This window comes from Limnohabitans sp. (genome assembly GCF_034680285.1).
In the GTDB taxonomy this organism is placed as follows: domain Bacteria; phylum Pseudomonadota; class Gammaproteobacteria; order Burkholderiales; family Burkholderiaceae_C; genus Limnohabitans_A.
In genome coordinates this window covers 290,408-307,327 of record NZ_JAXITC010000002.1, presented here as the reverse complement: position 1 = coordinate 307,327, position 16,920 = coordinate 290,408, and the positions used below count along the sequence as shown (strand labels likewise).

Below are 16,920 nucleotides of genomic sequence, written 5' to 3'. Positions count from 1 at the left end.
GTCAATCTGGTCGTACGCTTTGGCAGCACCGCCGAACTTGGCAGCCAACACGGTGGTGATGGCGGCAGTCAGCGTGGTCTTGCCATGGTCAACGTGACCGATGGTGCCCACGTTCACGTGGGGTTTGGTCCGTTCGAATTTTTCCTTAGCCATTTTTCTATCCTTAAAAAGAGCAATGCCCGTGTGTTGGTTTTATGTTTGCATCAGGTTGCTTGATCACTCCGCACGGGCACAGAGTGGCACTTGATCGCAGACAGTTTCTGAACTTTCAGAGCTGACTATTGCTTGCTTTTCGCTTGCCTTTAGTCAGAGGTACCCGAACAAATTCGCTGGGGCGAATTTGGTCCGGCACACTTTTCTTTATTTAGCGCGTGAAGCCACAATGGCTTCGGCGACGTTACGTGGAGCTTCAGCGTAGTGCTTGAATTCCATCGTGTACGTTGCACGGCCTTGCGACATGGAGCGCAGGGTGGTCGAGTAACCGAACATTTCGGACAATGGCACTTCGGCCTTGATGGCCTTGCCGCCACCGACCATGTCGTCCATGCCCTGAACCATGCCACGGCGTGAGGACAAGTCGCCCATCACGTTACCGGCGTAGTCTTCAGGTGTCTCGACTTCCACAGCCATCATCGGCTCCAGAATCACGGGCTGGGCTTTGCGGCAACCTTCTTTGAAACCAAAGATGGCGGCCATTTTGAAAGCCATTTCGTTCGAGTCCACATCGTGGTACGAACCGAAGTGCAGCGTGACTTTGACGTCCACAACGGGGTAGCCCGCCAACACGCCTTGACCCAAAGCTTCGATCACGCCTTTTTCCACAGCAGGGATGTATTCGCGAGGAACCACACCGCCCTTGATGGCGTCAACGAATTCAAAGCCCTTGCCTGGCTCTTGAGGCTCGACCTTCAAAACCACGTGGCCGTATTGACCCTTACCACCGGACTGGCGCACGAACTTGCCTTCGGCTTCGTCCACGGTCTTGCGGATGGTCTCGCGGTAAGCCACTTGAGGCTTGCCCACGTTGGCTTCCACACCGAATTCACGCTTCATGCGGTCGACAATGATTTCCAAGTGCAATTCGCCCTGACCACCAATGATGGTCTGACCCGACTCTTCGTCGGTTTGCACGCGGAAAGATGGATCTTCAGCAGCCAAGCGGGACAAAGCGATGCCCATTTTTTCCTGGTCAGCTTTGGTCTTGGGCTCAACAGCTTGACGGATCACGGAGTCAGGGAACACCATGCGCTCGAGTGTGATCACGGCGTTTGGATCGCACAAAGTTTCGCCGGTGGTGACGTCTTTCAAGCCCACGCAAGCAGCGATGTCGCCCGCACGGATTTCATCGACTTCTTCACGGTTGTTGGCGTGCATTTGCACGATACGGCCGATACGCTCTTTCTTGCCGCGCACCGCGTTGTAAACGGTGTCGCCCTTTTTCAGAACGCCTGAGTACACGCGCACGAAAGTCAACTGACCCACGAACGGATCGGTCATCAACTTGAATGCCAACGCAGAGAATTTCTCTTCATCGTCGGCTTTGCGTGTAATTTCCTGCTCTTCTTCGTCGTAACCCTTGATCGCTTTCACGTCCAATGGCGAAGGCATCAATTCAAGAACTGCGTCCAGCATGCGCTGCACACCTTTGTTCTTGAATGCTGTACCGCACAACATCGGCTGAATTTCGCTGTTGATGGTGCGAACACGCAGACCGTGTGTGATTTCTTCTTCGGTCAAGTCGCCTTCTTCAAGGTACTTGTTCATCAGCTCTTCAGAGGCTTCAGCAGCAGCTTCCACCATCTTTTCGCGCCACTCCTTGGCCAATTCCACCAAGTTGGCTGGGATTTCTTCGAAAGTGAACTTCATGCCCTGGGAAGCTTCGTCCCAGATGATGGCCTTCATCTTGCGCAGGTCAACCACGCCAGTGAAGTTTTCTTCAGCGCCAATTGGGATCACGATTGGCACGGGGTTGGCCTTCAGGCGCAACTTCATCTGCTCCACAACTTTGAAGAAGTTGGCGCCGGTACGGTCCATCTTGTTCACAAAGGCCAAACGGGGCACTTTGTACTTGTTGGCCTGACGCCACACGGTTTCAGACTGGGGCTGCACGCCACCCACAGCACAGTAAACCATGCAAGCACCGTCCAGAACACGCATGGAACGCTCAACTTCAATGGTGAAGTCCACGTGGCCGGGGGTGTCGATGATGTTGATGCGGTGGTCTTCGAAAGAACCGTCCATGCCTTTCCAGAAGCAGGTGGTGGCAGCAGAGGTGATCGTGATGCCACGCTCTTGCTCTTGCTCCATCCAGTCCATGGTGGCAGCACCGTCGTGAACTTCACCAATTTTGTGGTTCACGCCGGTATAAAAAAGAATACGCTCAGTCGTTGTGGTCTTGCCAGCGTCAATGTGCGCTGAGATACCAATGTTGCGATAGCGCTCGATGGGGGTGGTGCGAGCCATTTATTTCTCCAATGATTAAGTACCAAAGCCCGCCACCCCTTTTGGGGCCAGCGGGCCAGCTTCTGACAGTGTCGGGCTTCTTTGTGAAACCCTTGTGAATCAGAAGCGGAAGTGCGAGAACGCCTTGTTGGCTTCGGCCATGCGGTGAACTTCGTCACGCTTTTTCATGGCGCCGCCGCGGCCTTCGTTGGCCTCGAGCAGTTCGTTGGCCAAGCGCAGGGCCATGGACTTTTCACCGCGCTTGCGAGCGGCTTCTTTGATCCAGCGCATCGACAGAGCCAAGCGGCGAACTGGGCGCACTTCAACAGGCACCTGGTAGTTCGCACCACCCACGCGGCGGGATTTCACTTCCACCATGGGCTTGACGTTGTTGATGGCGATGGAGAACAACTCAACAGGGTCTTTGCCTGTTTTCTTTTCCATGTTTTCGAGGGCACCGTAAATGATGCGCTCGGCAACAGCTTTTTTGCCGCCTTCCATGATCACGTTCATGAACTTGGACAATTCGACATTACCGAACTTGGGATCCGGCAGGATTTCACGTTTAGGGACTTCGCGACGACGTGGCATATTTCACCTCATATTGCTTCAGTTGGCATCTTTTCAGACACCGCGAGTGTTATTCAAAACAACTCACTTACTCGACCCACCAGGACAATTCCGGGCTTCGGGTCACTTCGCTGAATCACCGCGCCACGCGGGAACCAGCACCGAAAAATTTCAACCCGTAAGGGCTTACTTGGCCTTTGGCTTCTTCGCACCGTACTTGGAGCGAGACTGCTTGCGGTCTTTCACGCCTTGCAAGTCCAGCGAACCGCGGACGATGTGGTAACGCACACCTGGCAAGTCTTTGACACGACCACCGCGCACCAGAACCACCGAGTGTTCTTGCAGGTTGTGACCTTCACCGCCGATGTAGGAGATGACCTCAAAACCGTTGGTCAAGCGCACTTTGGCAACTTTACGCAGAGCGGAGTTAGGCTTTTTAGGCGTTGTGGTGTACACACGGGTGCAGACACCACGACGCTGTGGAGAGTTTTGCATCGCAGGGCTTTTGGACTTGATCGTTTCGACCTCGCGCCCCTGACGCACCAATTGATTGATGGTTGGCATTGTTTGTAACGTCCCTAAACGTTTAAAAAGACAAAAGAAACTTCTCCGCCCCAAAAGCGGAAAAGCCCGCCAGTATAACCGCATGGCGGGCCGAGAGCAAGTTATCCACAAATCGTGGGCGAGCGAAGACCGAAAATCACTTGATCCACAGGCGCAGAGCATCCCAAGCGCGACCCAGAACACCCGCTTGTTCAACGGACTCTAAAGCCACCAAGGGCACCTCAAACAACAACTGGTCGGCTCTCAATACTTTCAAACTGCCCACCCTTTGCCCTTTGGCAAAGGGGGCAACCAGCGGGTCGGGACGAGCCACCTCGGTTTTGATCTGGGCGGCCGTGCCAGAAGGAACCGCCACCACCAGGGGTTGAAAAGAGCCCAATTTCACAACAGGCGTCTTGCCTTGCCAGACGCTGGGGCTCAAGACGGGCTGGCCTGCGTCAAACAACTTGACCGCGTCGAACGCGCTGTACCCCCAATTGAGCAACTTTTGGCTTTCGTTGGCCCGGGCGTTCTCACTGTCAGCCCCAAGCACCACAGACATCAATCGGCGGGCACCCACATTGGGAAAATCCCTTTTGGCAGTGGCCACCAAGCAATAACCCGCCGCTTTGGTCTGGCCAGTGCTCAAACCGTCCACCGTGGCATCCCGAAACAACAACAAATTGCGGTTGCTGTCATTGGCTGCTGGCGTGCCTTCGTAACGGTACTTTTTGATTGCGTAGTAAGGCACATATTCCGGAAAATCCCGCATCAGGCGGGTCGCCAGCAGACCAAGGTCACGCGCGGTGGTTGTGTGCCCCGTCTCGTTCAGGCCCTCCGGGTTGCGGTAGGTGGTGTTTTTCATGCCCAAGACCTGGGTCTGCTCGTTCATCATTTGAACAAAACGCTCAACACTGCCACCCACCCCCTCGGCCAAGGCCACCGTTGCGTCGTTGCCAGACTGAACGACCATCCCTTTGATCAAATCCTCGACCGGCACCCGCATTTTGGGATCGAGAAACATGCGCGAGCCGGGCATCTTCCAGGCCCGCTCAGACACAGGCAAGGTCTGTTTCAAATCGATTTTTCTGGATTTGAGGGCGTCAAACACCAAATAAGCCGTCATCAGCTTGGTCAAAGAAGCTGGCTCCACGGCCATGTCCGGATCTTTGGCCGCCAAGATCTGATTGGCGGTGACATCGATCAACAAATAAGCCTTGGCGGCGATCTCTGGAGGTTGGGGCATCTGCGCCTGGACACTCCAGGCAAACCATATCAACAAGGCCGCAGCAAGATGTTTCAAATAGGAGGACATGAGGTTTGAAGAGGAACTTGGGCAGTCCTTTTGGGGCCGCTCCGGGAATCAGGCGCGAAGGTGTCGGGCCACCAAGCTTTTGAGTAACGGCAATTGACCATGGAAAAAATGCTCGACACCGGGAATCACGGTCACGGGAAGGGATTGGGGCCGCGCCCAATCCATCACGCTGGCCAGAGGGACTGTATCGTCTAGCTCGCCATGCAGCACCAAGGTCCGGTCGTGCAAATCTGAGGCAACAGGAGCAACATCAAATCGAGAGGCGGCTGTTCCCACCAGCACCAGTTTGTCCAGGCTGCGCACAGAGGCCAAGCTCTGGGCCACATGGCTGGTGACAAAAGCCCCAAACGAGAACCCGGCCAAGGCCAACGAACCTTGCGGGGCAACTTGCCCCACCAGCGCCAGCATGTCTTCAGCCTCGCCTCGGCCTTCGTCATAAGTGCCTGCGCTTGCCCCAACGCCCCTGAAGTTGAAACGCACGGCTTGCCAGCCACACTGTACAAAAGCCCTGGCCATGGTTTGCACCACCTTGTTTTGCATGGTGCCGCCAAACAAGGGGTGGGGGTGGGCAATCACGGCCGTGCCCACGACGGCCAAGTCGGTGGGGGTGTCAAGCAAGGCTTCAATGGTCCCGGCTTTTCCCTGCAAGGTCAAAGACTGGGTGGCCGCGTTCATCAGCGCCCCAAATGCTCAGGCGTGACCAAGCGCTCTACCACCTGGCCGTTCTTCAGGTGGGACACCACAATTTCATCGATGTCGGCTTTGTCCACATAGGTGTACCAAACGCCTTCGGGATAGACGACAGCTACCGGCCCTCCCGAACAGCGGTCAAGGCAACCCGCTTTGTTGACGCGGACCTCTCCGGGACCGGCCAACCCCAAAGCTTTCACCTGGGCTTTGCAGTGGTCAAAGGCCTCTTGCGCGCCTTGCTGGGCGCAGCAAGCCTCGTTGTTCTTGCGCTCATTCAAGCAAAAGAAGATGTGGCGCTTGAAATAGGGGCTGTTGTTTGTCATGGTCATGGTCGAATTTTAGGTCGACCCTCATCTCAAAGGGGCCGAAGGGGCACTTGAAGAAAGGCGATTGACCAAATAGATCAGCAAAGCATAAGGCCACAACCACCCCAGCCACTGGCTCAGGCCATGGAAGCGGATGAAGCGGCCTTGCTCCCAAGTTTGCAAAGTCAAGACAAAGTAGGCGTCGGCCGAAGCGTTGTTGAGCAAGCTGAGCTGCCAAACCAGGGCCGCCAAGGCCAACACCCAGCACACCCGAGCGGTGCAAAAAGACAAGGCCGCCATCCCGAGCACCGCAACAGCCAAGCCGGCCCAGACTTCGGAAGTGACCCAGTCCCAGGTGTGGGCGGGGCCATAGGTGAGCGCAGCTGACAAAGCGCTGGCCAAAAACCCAATCAGCACCGACAACATCGCGACCACGATGCGTTGGCGCCACAGCCGCAACACACCATAGGCCAACAAGCACGGCAGCAGCAGGCCGATGGCCACGCACAAAATCTCACTGATGGGCAACAAAGGCTGTAGCTCTATTTCACGCAGGGGGAGCCACTCCAGCATCGCCGAGTCCTCCAGTACATGGGCCAAGAAAGCTTCCAAGCGCTCCAGCACCTGGCCAAGACCAAACGTCACCGGGGCGGGGAACAACAAGGCCAAGGGCCAAACCGCCAACAAGGCCAGCGCCCCACTCGAATCGGGCACAAACCAGCGGTCACGAAAACGGCTCCACCGGTCCATCCAACCCGCCCAAGCCAAAGCACGCGCCGTTGTGGCCCCTGCCAGCGCCCCGGCCATGTTCAGAGCGGCGTCTACGTTGGAGGGCACCCGCACGGGCAAAAACATTTGGATGGACTCCAAAGTCAAGGACAAAACAGCGGCTGCGGTCGTCGCCATGACCACCGCAGGCCATTCAGGCCGGGTGCGGTGCAATGCCAAAGCCAACAAAAACCCGAATGGCGCGTAACCCAGCACATTGGACAGCACGTCAAAACCAGTCCAATACCGGGGCAAAGGAGCGGTCAGGTAAACCCAAGGTGCAATGCCCTGAAACCGCCATTGGTCAAAGGGGTACAAACTGGCGTAAACAATCAGGATGGCATACACCCAAACCAGTGGCCACGCCGCAGTTTTGCGCTGAGGGTCGGTGCGCATGCCCGGGCCTTAAAACGGCTTGACCACCACCAAAATGACCGCCGCCAGCATCATCAGCACAGGCGCCTCATTGAACCAACGGAACCAGACATGGCTGCGCTGCATTTGGCCATTTTCAAATTTGCGCAACAACACGCCACAACTGTGGTGGTAGCCCAGCAAGGCCACCACGATCAGCAGTTTGGCATGCATCCAGCCTTGGCCAGGTCCCATGCCAATGCCGTAATGAAGCCAAAGCCACAGGCCCAACGCCAAAGCGGGTACCGCCAAAATGGTCATGAAGCGGTAAAGCTTGCGTGACATCAAGAGCAAGCGCTCACGCTCGGCCACAGAGCCGGGCTCCACCATCGCCAAATTGACAAAAATTCGGGGCAGGTAAAACAGACCCGCAAACCAGCTGGCGATGAACACGATGTGAAGGGCTTTGATCCAGAGCATGGCTCAAGTGTAGTCAGAGATGGCAGGGGCCGCAGATGGGCTTCACCGGGCAAAAAAAACCCCCGGCCATGGGCCGAGGGTGGGAAGCCTGTCGGCGTGAGCGTTCAGGCCCCGCTCAGGGAGGAAAAGCGGGAGGCAGCAAGCTGCCCGGTGCTAATTTATCAAATAACAAAACTGCAAACAAGTTTAAATTTGTGTTTTGTGATGTTTTTGACGGTTGGTGGCTTTTCTCACGAACTCAAGACCCATGGCGGACAACCAAGGCTTGGGCTTGGCGCGGACTTCAGGCACAATTTTCATCATGAACCCAGTCGCACCCTTCCCCTCCAGCCGCCCACGCCGCTTGCGCCGTGATGAATTCACCCGCAACTTGGTGCGCGAACATCAGGTCACGCCGCACGACCTGATCTACCCGGTGTTTGTGCTGGACGGCCAAAACCAGCGCCAGCAGGTCGGCTCCATGCCCGGCGTGGAGCGTCTGAGTCTGGACCTGCTGCTGCCCGTGGCGGAAGACTGCGTGAAACTCGGCATCCCGGTGATGGCGCTGTTCCCAGTGATCGACGCCAACCTCAAGGACCCCACAGGCAGCGAAGCCATGAACCCGAACGGCCTGGTGCCACGCGTGGTGCGCGAGCTCAAAAAACGCTTTCCTGAGTTGGGCGTGATGACCGATGTGGCCTTGGACCCTTTCACCAGCCACGGTCAGGACGGCCTGCTGGACGAGACGGGGTACATCTTGAACGACGAAACCACCGCAGTGCTGGTGCAGCAAGCACTGACTCAAGCCGAAGCCGGTGTGGACATGGTCGCCCCCAGCGACATGATGGACGGGCGCATCGGCGCGATCCGTCAGGCCCTCGAAGCGCGTGGCCTGATCCACACCCGCATCATGGCCTACAGCGCCAAATACGCCAGCGCGTTTTACGGCCCCTTCCGCGACGCGGTCGGCTCGGCCAGCAACCTGGGCAAGAGCAACAAAAAGGTCTACCAGATGGACCCTGGCAACAGCGACGAGGCCCTGCGCGAAGTCGCCATGGACCTGGCCGAAGGCGCCGACATGGTCATGGTCAAGCCCGGCATGCCTTACTTGGACATCGTGCGCCGCGTCAAAGACGAGTTCAAGGTGCCGACCTTCGCCTACCAAGTCTCTGGCGAATACGCCATGCTCAAAGCGGCTGCGCAAAACGGCTGGCTGGATCACGACTTGGTCATGATGGAAAGCCTGCTGGCCTTCAAGCGGGCGGGCGCCGATGGCGTGCTGACTTACTTTGCCCGCGACGCCGCACGCTTGATTCGCCAGGCGTGATCGCCGGCATGCGGATCTTCAGCGTCTCGGGCGGAGAGGTTCACACCGAACCCGATTGGCCCGAGCGGCTGCCTGAACAAGGATATGTCTGGATCGCTTGCACGCGCGAGCAGTTTCAAACCGACTTGTCGCCCATCCAAAACCATCTGGAACGACTGACAGGGCAAAGCTTGGTGGATTTGCACGTCTCAGACCTGCTGAACGCCCAATTGCCCTCGCGCTTTGATTACAGCTCGCACTACGACCTGGTGGTGTTTCGCAGACTGGCCCAACGTCAGGACACGGCCAGCCCAGCCGATGCACCGACTCCAGGTCGCCCCACCAAGCGCACGGGTCCGCCCGTATTGCACCGCATCGACACCAGCCCCGTCGGTATGGCGGTGTTTGACCGGGTTCTCTTGAGCGTGCACCCAGCAGACTGTGCAGTACGCGACGCCTATGCGCAACGCTTGTTGGCCAGCAGCGCCTTGAGCAAGTCGCCGCCGCACGCGGCCGTGGCTACAGCGGCGACCGACCCTCGCTCCACAGGCGCCCGGGGGGTGCCCAGCAGCCCGGCCGACATGATGCTGCGCATCGTCAGCCAGATGGTGGACAGCTACCTCGACTTGCGCCGCGAACTCAGCCGCCAACTGGACCATTGGCAAGCCGAGTTGCTCAACCCACGCACCCGCTTCAACCGCTGGGACGCCCTGCTCCAAGCGCGTCTGGCGCTGCACCAACTGGAGTCATTGTGTGACGACCAACGCACGGCCTTGCAAGGCTGGACCGAGTCGCTGGACACTTGGGGACTGGGGCCCGGCAGCAGCGCCGAACGCGAGCACGAGTTGCTGAAAATCCGCAGCCGCGATGTGCTGGAACACATCGACCGGGTGGTCCAACATGTGCGCCGCTTGGAGCACAACACCGAAACCGCCGTGCAAATGCACTTCAATGTGCAAGGCAACCGCACCAACGACATCATGCGCACGCTGACGGCGTTGACTGCGATTTTTTTGCCTCTGAACCTGATCGCGGCCGTGTTTGGCATGAACTTCGAATTCATGCCATGGCTGCACACAGCCACCGGGTTCTGGTGGACGCTGGGTGGCATGGTCACGATTGCCACCACCATGGGCTTGGTGTTCTGGCGCAAACGCTACCTCGCCAGAACAGGCGACTAACTGGGTCGCTATCGCCCCGAGGAAGGGGCGCCCACAAAAAATCAGCCGAGGTGCTTGGCAAAAAACGCCAACGTCCTCTCCCGTGCCAACTGTGCGGAAGGCGCATGCCAAGCGCCACGTTGGTCACAGTTGAAACCATGGTGGGCCGCATAGGTCTGGACCTCGACTTCCGGATGCACCTTCTTAAAAGCCTCCACCGACTCTAAGGGAATCCATTTGTCTTCGTCGGCAAAGTGTGCCAAAACGGGCACCTGGGGGTGGCGGGCCATTTCGGCCTCGGTTGTCACACCACCACCGTAATAAGGTGCCGCCGCACTCAGGCCCTTCAAGGTGCATGCGGCACGCCAGGTCAGCAGCCCGCCCCAGCAATAACCCACAATACCTACCTTGCCACCGGACACCTTGGCCACATGGTCAATTGCAGCCTGAATGTCTTGCAGCACGCCTGGGGCTGACAAGGCCTCCACAGCGGTCTTGTAGCCAAATCCTTCGCCCATGTCGGCGTCGGTGTAGCCCAGCTCCACGCCAGGCTTGACCCGGTGGAAGGCTGCGGGCGCCACGGCCAAATAGCCCTCGGCCGCGTAACCATCGGCCACGTTGCGGATGTGGCTGTTGACGCCAAAAATTTCCTGAATCACCACCACGGCCCCTTTGGGCGTGCCTGTGGGCCGTGCCTCGTAGGCGGGTACCCAAGTGCCGTCAGCGGCTTGCAGTTCAATCATCGTTCCCATGGTCATTCCTTCATTGGTTGCCACACATCAACGGGCCAGCACACGCTCGACAAAGTCAAGACGGTCCTGGCCCCAAAAAATTTCGCCATCCACCACATAGCTGGGCGCACCAAACACACCCGCATCGATGGCCGCCTGGGTGTAGCTCTCGTAGCGCTCTTGCACAGCTTGGCTGTGGGAGCGCTCCAGCAAAGCCGCAGGCAAACCTTGCTCGGTCAGTAGCGCGGCCAACACTTTTTCGTCGGCAATGTTGCGCTCTTGTGCCCAGCAAGCACCCAAGATGGCGCCAGCCACCTTCATGGCAGATGCCGCCCCTTGCGCCAGGTCGGCAGCGATGATGAGCCGAGCTGCATCGTCGCCGCCAACAGGGAAATACTTGGGCTTGAGGTTCAGTGGCGCATTCAGGTGGGCGCTGAAACGCTGCAACTCCACCAATCGGTAAGCCTGGCGCTGCGGCGCACGCTGCCCCAAGGGTAAGCCACCCGAAATCGGGAACACCTTGCCCCCTAAATCGATCGGCATGACACGCACCGTTGCCCCGCTGCGCTGCAAGATATCGGCCAAACGCTGGTGACCCAAATAAGCCCACGGGCTTTGGGGGGCGAGGTAATAGTCCACTGTGCGACCCATGCTGTCTCCTTGCGTGTTGTGTAATCTTCGAAGCGACGGTTTTAACCGCAAGCGAACATTTTTGCAGGAGACACGCGATGAACAAGGTCTTGTTGGTGACCGGTGGCAGCCGGGGTATCGGGGCAGCCACGGCCCTATTGGCAGCCCAAAACGGCTGGACGGTGGCCGTGAACTACACCGCCAATTCGCTGGCCGCTGACGAAGTGGTGCGCCAGATACGCAGCGCAGGTGGCAACGCCATCGCTGTGCAGGCCGATGTGGCGGACGAAGCGCAGGTCATGCGCATGTACGAGCACATCGATGCCAAACTGGGCCGCCTGTCGGGACTGGTCAACAACGCAGGCGTGGTCGACGTTTACGCACGCGTGGCAGACATGAGCGTTGCGCGACTCAAACGCATGTTCGACATCAACGTGATCGGTAGCATCGTCTGCGCCCGCGAAGCCTTGCGCCGCATGAGCACGCTCTACGGCGGCGAAGGCGGCAGCATCGTCAACGTGTCGAGCGCAGCGTCCCGCCTGGGATCGCCCGGCCAGTATGTGGACTACGCCTCGGCCAAAGGGGCCATCGACGCCTTCACGCTGGGCCTGGCCAAAGAAGTCGCGGCCGAAGGCGTGCGCGTCAATGCCGTCCGTCCAGGACTGATTGAAACCGAAATCCATGCCTCGGGCGGGCTGCCCAACCGCGTCAAAGACTTGCAACACCTGGTGCCCATGCAGCGCGGCGGCACCGCCGACGAGGTGGCGCAGAGCATCGTCTGGCTCTTGTCCGACGCAGCGAGCTACACCACCATGAGTTTGATTGACGTCTCAGGAGGGCGCTGATGGCTCAATTCAAGTACTACTGGGAAGACTTTGTCCCCGGCGAGGTGCGTGACCTGGGCACCATCACGCCCACCCGCGAAGAGATCATCGCCTTCGCCACACAGTTTGACCCGCAGCCCTTTCACCTGAACGACGAGGCGGCCAAGGCCTCGGTGTTTGGCGCCCTGTCTGCCAGCGGCTGGCACACCTGCTCCATGGCCATGCGCCTGATGGTGACCAACTTCCTGTGCGAAACCTCCAGCCTCGGCTCGCCGGGCCTGGAAAACATCAAATGGCTCAAACCGGTTTACCCCGGGGACACCTTGCGCCTGCAAAGCACCATGCTCGAGACCAAACCCATGGGCAAGCGCCCGGATGTGGGCATGACGCGCAACCTGTGGGAAATGTTCAACCAGCACGGCGACAAGGTGCTGCACATGGAAGGCTGGGGCATGTTCAGAAGGCGCAACCCAGCGGCCTGAGCAACCGCCCGAAGGGGCACAATGGCGCGATGGACTTCAAACCGCTCATCACCCTGCTGGCCATCGTCAACCCCTTGGCCATCGTCCCGTTTTTCATCCACTACACCCAAGGCTTCAGCGCTGCCCAGCGCAAAAAGACGATTTGGGTGTCGTCCTTTTCTGCCTTCGTGGTCATCGCCGCCAGCGCCTTGCTGGGCCTGCAAATTCTGGAGTTCTTCGGCATCTCGCTGGCGAGCTTTCAAGTGGGCGGCGGCATGCTGCTCTTGACCGCAGCGCTGTCGATGCTGAATGCCCAGCCCGCTGAAGCCCGCGCCAATGCCGACGAAGTGCACGACGCCGAAGCCAAAGCCGCCATGGGGGCCAGCATCGCCGTGGTGCCGCTGACCATCCCCCTGCTCACCGGCCCGGCCACCATGTCCACCGTGGTGATTTATGCCGAAAAAGCCAAGAACTTTGCCCAACTGGGCACCTTGGTCGGTTATGGCGTGGTCATCGCCTTGGCCACGGCCTTGTGTTTCTCTCTGGCCACCCCGATTGCCCGCATTTTGGGCAAAACCGGCATCAACGTCATGACCCGGCTGATGGGTTTGATTTTGGCTGCGCTCGCGGTCGAGGTGATGGCCGACGGGCTGCACAAACTGTTTCCAGTGCTGGCCGGTCGCTGAACGCGACCTCAGTCACCGAATCCACCTGCCAGCCCATTCCTCAAGCAGTCCACCAGCGCCGCCACGGCCCGAGGGACATGCGGCGCGTAAGGGCGGATGGCGTAAATGGTTTCGGCAAAGGCCCCCACAGGTTTCCAAGCCGGCAGCACGCGCACCAACTGGCCCTTGCGCAACTCGGCCTGGGCGCTGAAGTCGGGCATCAGGGCAATGCCTGCGCCCGTAAGCGCAGCTTCGCGCAGGGCTTCGCTGTTGTTGGCGGCAAAGCGGCCACTCACGGGCACCGTGATGCGATCGCCCCCGTCTGAAGGCTCGCGCGGCTCGAAGGTCCACGCCGGGGTGTCTTGCGAGCGGGGGTAATGCAGACAGTTGTGGGTTTGCAGGTCGGCCGGGTTTTGCGGTTCGCCAAATTGACCGATGTAAGCACGGGTGGCCACCAGAACCGATTCGGTGGCGCACAGCGCCCAGGCCACATGGGTGTCGGGCGGGCGGGCAGTATGGCGAATCGCCAAGTCATAACCTTCTGTGGCCAAGGCGCTCAGCCTGTCGGACAGGTCCAACTCGATGCGCACATCCGGAAAATCTTGCAAGAAAGCAGCGAACAAGGGCACGAGTTGCTGCCTAGCCAGCGCCACGGGCGCGGTCACGCGCAGCAAGCCACTGGGCTGTTCGGCCAAATCACGAACCTGGGCAAAGCTTTGCGCGATCTGCTCGAACGAAGCGCGGGTGTCATCCACCAGCCTTTGGCCCGCCTCGGTCAGGCGCAGGCTGCGGGTGGTGCGCTGCACCAGGGTGACCTTGGCCGCACGCTCCAGCTCGGCGATGCGCTGGCTCATGGTGGCCTTGCTCACGCCCAAACGGGCAGCGGCGGCCGTATAACTGCCCTGCTGCGCCAGCACGCTGAGCCAATGCAGATGGGTCCAGAGGGCGTTGATTTTTTGCTCTTCCATCTGCACATTGTTCACTATTTTGAACAATCAATTCAGATTTTCGGCATTGCAGGGGGTGGCGGGGGTGCCTAAACTGCGCAGGTTGTACCCAAATCCCTCGCGCGCAGGGGCGCGCTCCCACATTCAAAACGAAAGTCCCAGATGAGCATTTCCCAAATCGGTCATTACATTGGCGGTCAGGTGGCCGCAGGCACTTCGGGCCGCAGCCAGCCCGTCACCAACCCCGCCACCGGCGCCGTGACCGGCAACGTGGCCCTTGCCAACAGCGCCGAAGTAGCCAAGGCTGTGGCCGCTGCACAAGCCGCTTTCCCCGCCTGGGCCGACACGCCGCCCCTGCGCCGCGCCCGCGTGATGTTCAAGTTCTTGGAGCTGCTGAACACCCACAAAGACGAGTTGGCCCACATGATCACCGCCGAGCACGGCAAGGTGTTCACCGACGCGCAGGGCGAAGTGAGCCGCGGCATCGACATCGTGGAATTTGCCACCGGCATCCCTCAGCTGCTCAAGGGTGACTTCACCGACCAAGTCTCCACCGGCATCGACAACTGGACGCTGCGCCAGCCTTTGGGCGTGGTCGCGGGCATCACGCCCTTCAACTTCCCAGTGATGGTGCCCATGTGGATGTTCCCCGTGGCGATTGCGGCCGGCAACACCTTCATCTTGAAGCCCAGCCCCACCGACCCGACGCCATCTCTGTTCATGGCCGACTTGCTCAAAAAAGCCGGTTTGCCCGACGGTGTGTTCAACGTGGTGCAAGGCGACAAAGAAGCCGTGGACGCACTGCTGGAGCACCCCGATGTGAAGGCCATCAGCTTTGTGGGCTCCACACCGATCGCCAATTACATCTACGAAACCGGCGCGCACCACGGCAAACGCGTGCAAGCCTTGGGCGGCGCGAAAAACCACTTGGTGGTCATGCCCGATGCCGACATCGACCAAACCGTGGACGCGCTGATTGGCGCAGGTTACGGCTCGGCTGGCGAGCGCTGCATGGCGATCTCGGTCGCCGTGCTGGTGGGCGAAGTGGCGGACAAAATTTTGCCCAAGCTGATCGAGCGCACCAAAGCGTTGCAAGTGCTCAACGGTGAAAACCTGGCCGCCGAAATGGGCCCCATCGTGACCGACGCGGCGCGTCAGCGCATCAAGGGCTACATCGACGCAGGTGTGGCCGAGGGCGCCAAGCTCTTGGTGGATGGCCGCGAATTTGACGGTGCTAAGGCCGGTGCAGGTTGTGAGCAAGGTTTCTGGCTCGGCGGCACGCTTTTTGACCATGTGACCACCGACATGAAGATCTACAAAGAAGAAATCTTTGGCCCGGTCTTGAGTTGCGTGCGCGTGCCCGACTTCGCCACCGCCGTGCAAATCATCAACGACCACGAATTCGGCAACGGCGTGAGCTGCTTCACCCGCGACGGCAACGTGGCGCGCGAATTTTCGCGCCGCATCCAGGTGGGCATGGTCGGCATCAATGTGCCAATCCCGGTGCCCATGGCCTGGCACGGCTTTGGCGGCTGGAAGCGCAGCCTGTTTGGCGACATGCACGCTTATGGTGAAGAAGGTGTGCGTTTCTATACGAAGCAAAAGTCCATCATGCAGCGCTGGCCCGAGAGCATTGGCAAAGGTGCTGAGTTCGTGATGCCAACGGCCAAATAAGCGCCACGGGCGTCCGGCGCAACACAAAGACCTCTTTTTTGTCAGTTGCGCGTCAATTTGGGGCAGGGATTTCCCCCGAGTCGGGAAATCCCTGAGTTCCACGGTGCGCCAGGTCACTTACATTTCATGCACTCGATGCAAAGCAGTATCTGCATCCCGAGGGCCGAGGAGACACTCAAGCCTAAAAACTCGAACAGCATCGAACATCCGAACGAGATGTCATCTTTCTAAGCGTCGCGCAAGCGGCGCTTTTTTTTGCCTGTTCCACAGCATCCCCGAGACAGGTGCTGCACCCACGGGGTGCCACAATCGAGCGCATGGAATTACTGATTGTTTCGCTGGCCTCGCTGCTGGCTGGGCTGATCGACGCCATCGTCGGCGGCGGTGGCCTGATCTTGCTGCCCGCCCTGTTCGCCACCTTTCCCGGCGCAGCACCCGCCACTTTGTTTGGCACCAACAAAAGCGCATCCATCTGGGGCACCGCTTTTGCCACGGTTCAATACAGCAGCAAAGTGGTAATGCCTTGGCGTTCTCTGCTCCCTGCAGCGGGTGCGGGTTTGGTAGGCTCTCTCGCAGGCGCTTGGGTGGTCACGCAAGTCGACCCCACCTTGTTTCGCAAAGCATTGCCTTTGCTGCTGGCGGTGCTGCTGGTCTATACCGTGGCCAAAAAAGACCTGGGCCGCAGCCATGCACCCCGTTTTGCAGGTGCCCAAGAGGCCTGGATGGCCGCTGGCATTGGCTTGGTGATCGGGTTTTACGACGGCTTCTTCGGGCCAGGCACGGGCAGTTTTTTGGTGTTTGCTTATGTGCGGCTGATGGGCTATGACTTCTTGAACGCTTCGGCCTCGGCCAAACTGGTCAATGTGGCCACCAACTTTTCGGCGCTGGTGCTGTTTGCCATTCAAGGCCATGTCTGGTGGCATTTGGCTTTGGCCATGGCGGTGTCCAACGTGGTGGGCAGCTTGATCGGCACCCGACTGGCCCTGAAGCACGGTTCAGGCTTTGTGCGGTACGTGTTCATCTTGGTGGTGCTGGCTCTGATCTGCAAAACAGCCTACGACACCTGGCTGCGTTGA

The 16,920-nt window shown here is 59.1% G+C and carries 19 protein-coding genes; 7 read left to right on the top strand and 12 right to left on the bottom strand.

Features of this window, described 5'->3' with window-relative positions; genetic code table 11:
• From SWE17_RS03250 to SWE17_RS03210, 9 genes are all read right to left on the bottom strand, one after another.
• The coding region (locus SWE17_RS03250) for a GTP-binding protein (protein WP_322991702.1) at nt 1-153 on the bottom strand (153 nt) is incomplete at its 3' end.
• A 207-nt stretch (nt 154-360) separates the two neighbouring features.
• A complete protein-coding gene (fusA, locus tag SWE17_RS03245) occupies nt 361-2,463 on the bottom strand; it encodes an elongation factor G (protein WP_322991690.1) in 2,103 nt (700 codons plus the stop codon).
• A 99-nt stretch (nt 2,464-2,562) separates the two neighbouring features.
• Nucleotides 2,563-3,033 (bottom strand): 30S ribosomal protein S7, encoded by a 471-nt coding sequence (rpsG, locus tag SWE17_RS03240; protein ID WP_019426275.1) that lies wholly within the window; start codon nt 3,031-3,033, stop codon nt 2,563-2,565.
• A 165-nt stretch (nt 3,034-3,198) separates the two neighbouring features.
• Nucleotides 3,199-3,576, bottom strand: a complete 378-nt coding sequence (gene rpsL / locus SWE17_RS03235) for a 30S ribosomal protein S12 (RefSeq protein ID WP_011466063.1) — start codon at nt 3,574-3,576, stop codon at nt 3,199-3,201.
• Between the two features lie 136 nt (nt 3,577-3,712).
• Nucleotides 3,713-4,870, bottom strand: coding sequence for a D-alanyl-D-alanine carboxypeptidase family protein (locus SWE17_RS03230; RefSeq protein WP_322991689.1), 1,158 nt, complete (start codon nt 4,868-4,870; stop codon nt 3,713-3,715).
• A 48-nt stretch (nt 4,871-4,918) separates the two neighbouring features.
• Nucleotides 4,919-5,545 (bottom strand): alpha/beta hydrolase, encoded by a 627-nt coding sequence (locus SWE17_RS03225; protein WP_322991688.1) that lies wholly within the window; start codon nt 5,543-5,545, stop codon nt 4,919-4,921.
• Entirely contained in the window at nt 5,545-5,889 is a 345-nt protein-coding gene (locus SWE17_RS03220; protein ID WP_416234955.1) for a (2Fe-2S) ferredoxin domain-containing protein, read from the bottom strand. The genes SWE17_RS03225 and SWE17_RS03220 overlap by 1 nt, the downstream gene beginning before the upstream one ends.
• Nucleotides 5,890-5,910: 21 nt before the next feature.
• Nucleotides 5,911-7,029, bottom strand: coding sequence for a VanZ family protein (locus tag SWE17_RS03215; protein ID WP_322991687.1), 1,119 nt, complete (start codon nt 7,027-7,029; stop codon nt 5,911-5,913).
• Between the two features lie 9 nt (nt 7,030-7,038).
• A complete protein-coding gene (locus tag SWE17_RS03210) occupies nt 7,039-7,467 on the bottom strand; it encodes a CopD family protein (RefSeq protein WP_322991686.1) in 429 nt (142 codons plus the stop codon).
• A gap of 301 nt (nt 7,468-7,768) precedes the next feature.
• On the opposite strand from SWE17_RS03210, the gene hemB reads away from it, so the two are divergent.
• Together hemB and SWE17_RS03200 are read left to right on the top strand one after the other, a co-directional pair.
• The gene (gene hemB / locus SWE17_RS03205; RefSeq protein WP_322991700.1) at nt 7,769-8,773 is read left to right on the top strand and encodes a porphobilinogen synthase; all 1,005 of its coding nucleotides are present in this window, start codon (nt 7,769-7,771) and stop codon (nt 8,771-8,773) included.
• Nucleotides 8,774-8,781: 8 nt separating this feature from the next.
• The gene (locus SWE17_RS03200) at nt 8,782-9,933 is read left to right on the top strand and encodes a magnesium transporter CorA family protein (RefSeq protein ID WP_322991685.1); all 1,152 of its coding nucleotides are present in this window, start codon (nt 8,782-8,784) and stop codon (nt 9,931-9,933) included.
• A gap of 41 nt (nt 9,934-9,974) precedes the next feature.
• Here SWE17_RS03200 and SWE17_RS03195 read toward each other — a convergent pair whose 3' ends face one another.
• Nucleotides 9,975-10,664, bottom strand: coding sequence for a dienelactone hydrolase family protein (locus SWE17_RS03195; RefSeq protein ID WP_322991684.1), 690 nt, complete (start codon nt 10,662-10,664; stop codon nt 9,975-9,977).
• 27 nt (nt 10,665-10,691) lie between these two features.
• Complete coding sequence (locus SWE17_RS03190; RefSeq protein WP_322991683.1) at nt 10,692-11,294, bottom strand: 2-hydroxychromene-2-carboxylate isomerase; 603 nt, start codon at nt 11,292-11,294, stop codon at nt 10,692-10,694.
• A gap of 77 nt (nt 11,295-11,371) precedes the next feature.
• Between SWE17_RS03190 and SWE17_RS03185 the strand changes: the two genes are divergently transcribed.
• Genes SWE17_RS03185 through SWE17_RS03175 form a run of 3 tightly spaced genes read left to right on the top strand, consistent with a single transcriptional unit; the run spans nt 11,372 to nt 13,244 of the window.
• Nucleotides 11,372-12,118, top strand: a complete 747-nt coding sequence (locus SWE17_RS03185) for an SDR family oxidoreductase (RefSeq protein ID WP_322991682.1) — start codon at nt 11,372-11,374, stop codon at nt 12,116-12,118.
• Nucleotides 12,118-12,579 (top strand): MaoC family dehydratase, encoded by a 462-nt coding sequence (locus SWE17_RS03180; protein WP_322991681.1) that lies wholly within the window; start codon nt 12,118-12,120, stop codon nt 12,577-12,579. Before SWE17_RS03185 ends, SWE17_RS03180 begins: the two co-directional genes overlap by 1 nt.
• A 29-nt stretch (nt 12,580-12,608) precedes the next feature.
• Complete coding sequence (locus tag SWE17_RS03175) at nt 12,609-13,244, top strand: MarC family protein (RefSeq protein WP_322991680.1); 636 nt, start codon at nt 12,609-12,611, stop codon at nt 13,242-13,244.
• Nucleotides 13,245-13,252: 8 nt separating this feature from the next.
• Here SWE17_RS03175 and SWE17_RS03170 read toward each other — a convergent pair whose 3' ends face one another.
• A complete protein-coding gene (locus SWE17_RS03170; protein WP_322991679.1) occupies nt 13,253-14,191 on the bottom strand; it encodes a LysR family transcriptional regulator in 939 nt (312 codons plus the stop codon).
• A 141-nt stretch (nt 14,192-14,332) separates the two neighbouring features.
• Between SWE17_RS03170 and SWE17_RS03165 the strand changes: the two genes are divergently transcribed.
• Together SWE17_RS03165 and SWE17_RS03160 are read left to right on the top strand one after the other, a co-directional pair.
• Nucleotides 14,333-15,844 carry a CoA-acylating methylmalonate-semialdehyde dehydrogenase gene (locus SWE17_RS03165; protein WP_322991678.1) on the top strand — a complete coding sequence of 504 codons (1,512 nt, stop codon included), beginning with the start codon at nt 14,333-14,335 and terminating at the stop codon, nt 15,842-15,844.
• Nucleotides 15,845-16,161: 317 nt separating this feature from the next.
• Nucleotides 16,162-16,920 carry a sulfite exporter TauE/SafE family protein gene (locus SWE17_RS03160; protein ID WP_322991677.1) on the top strand — a complete coding sequence of 253 codons (759 nt, stop codon included), beginning with the start codon at nt 16,162-16,164 and terminating at the stop codon, nt 16,918-16,920.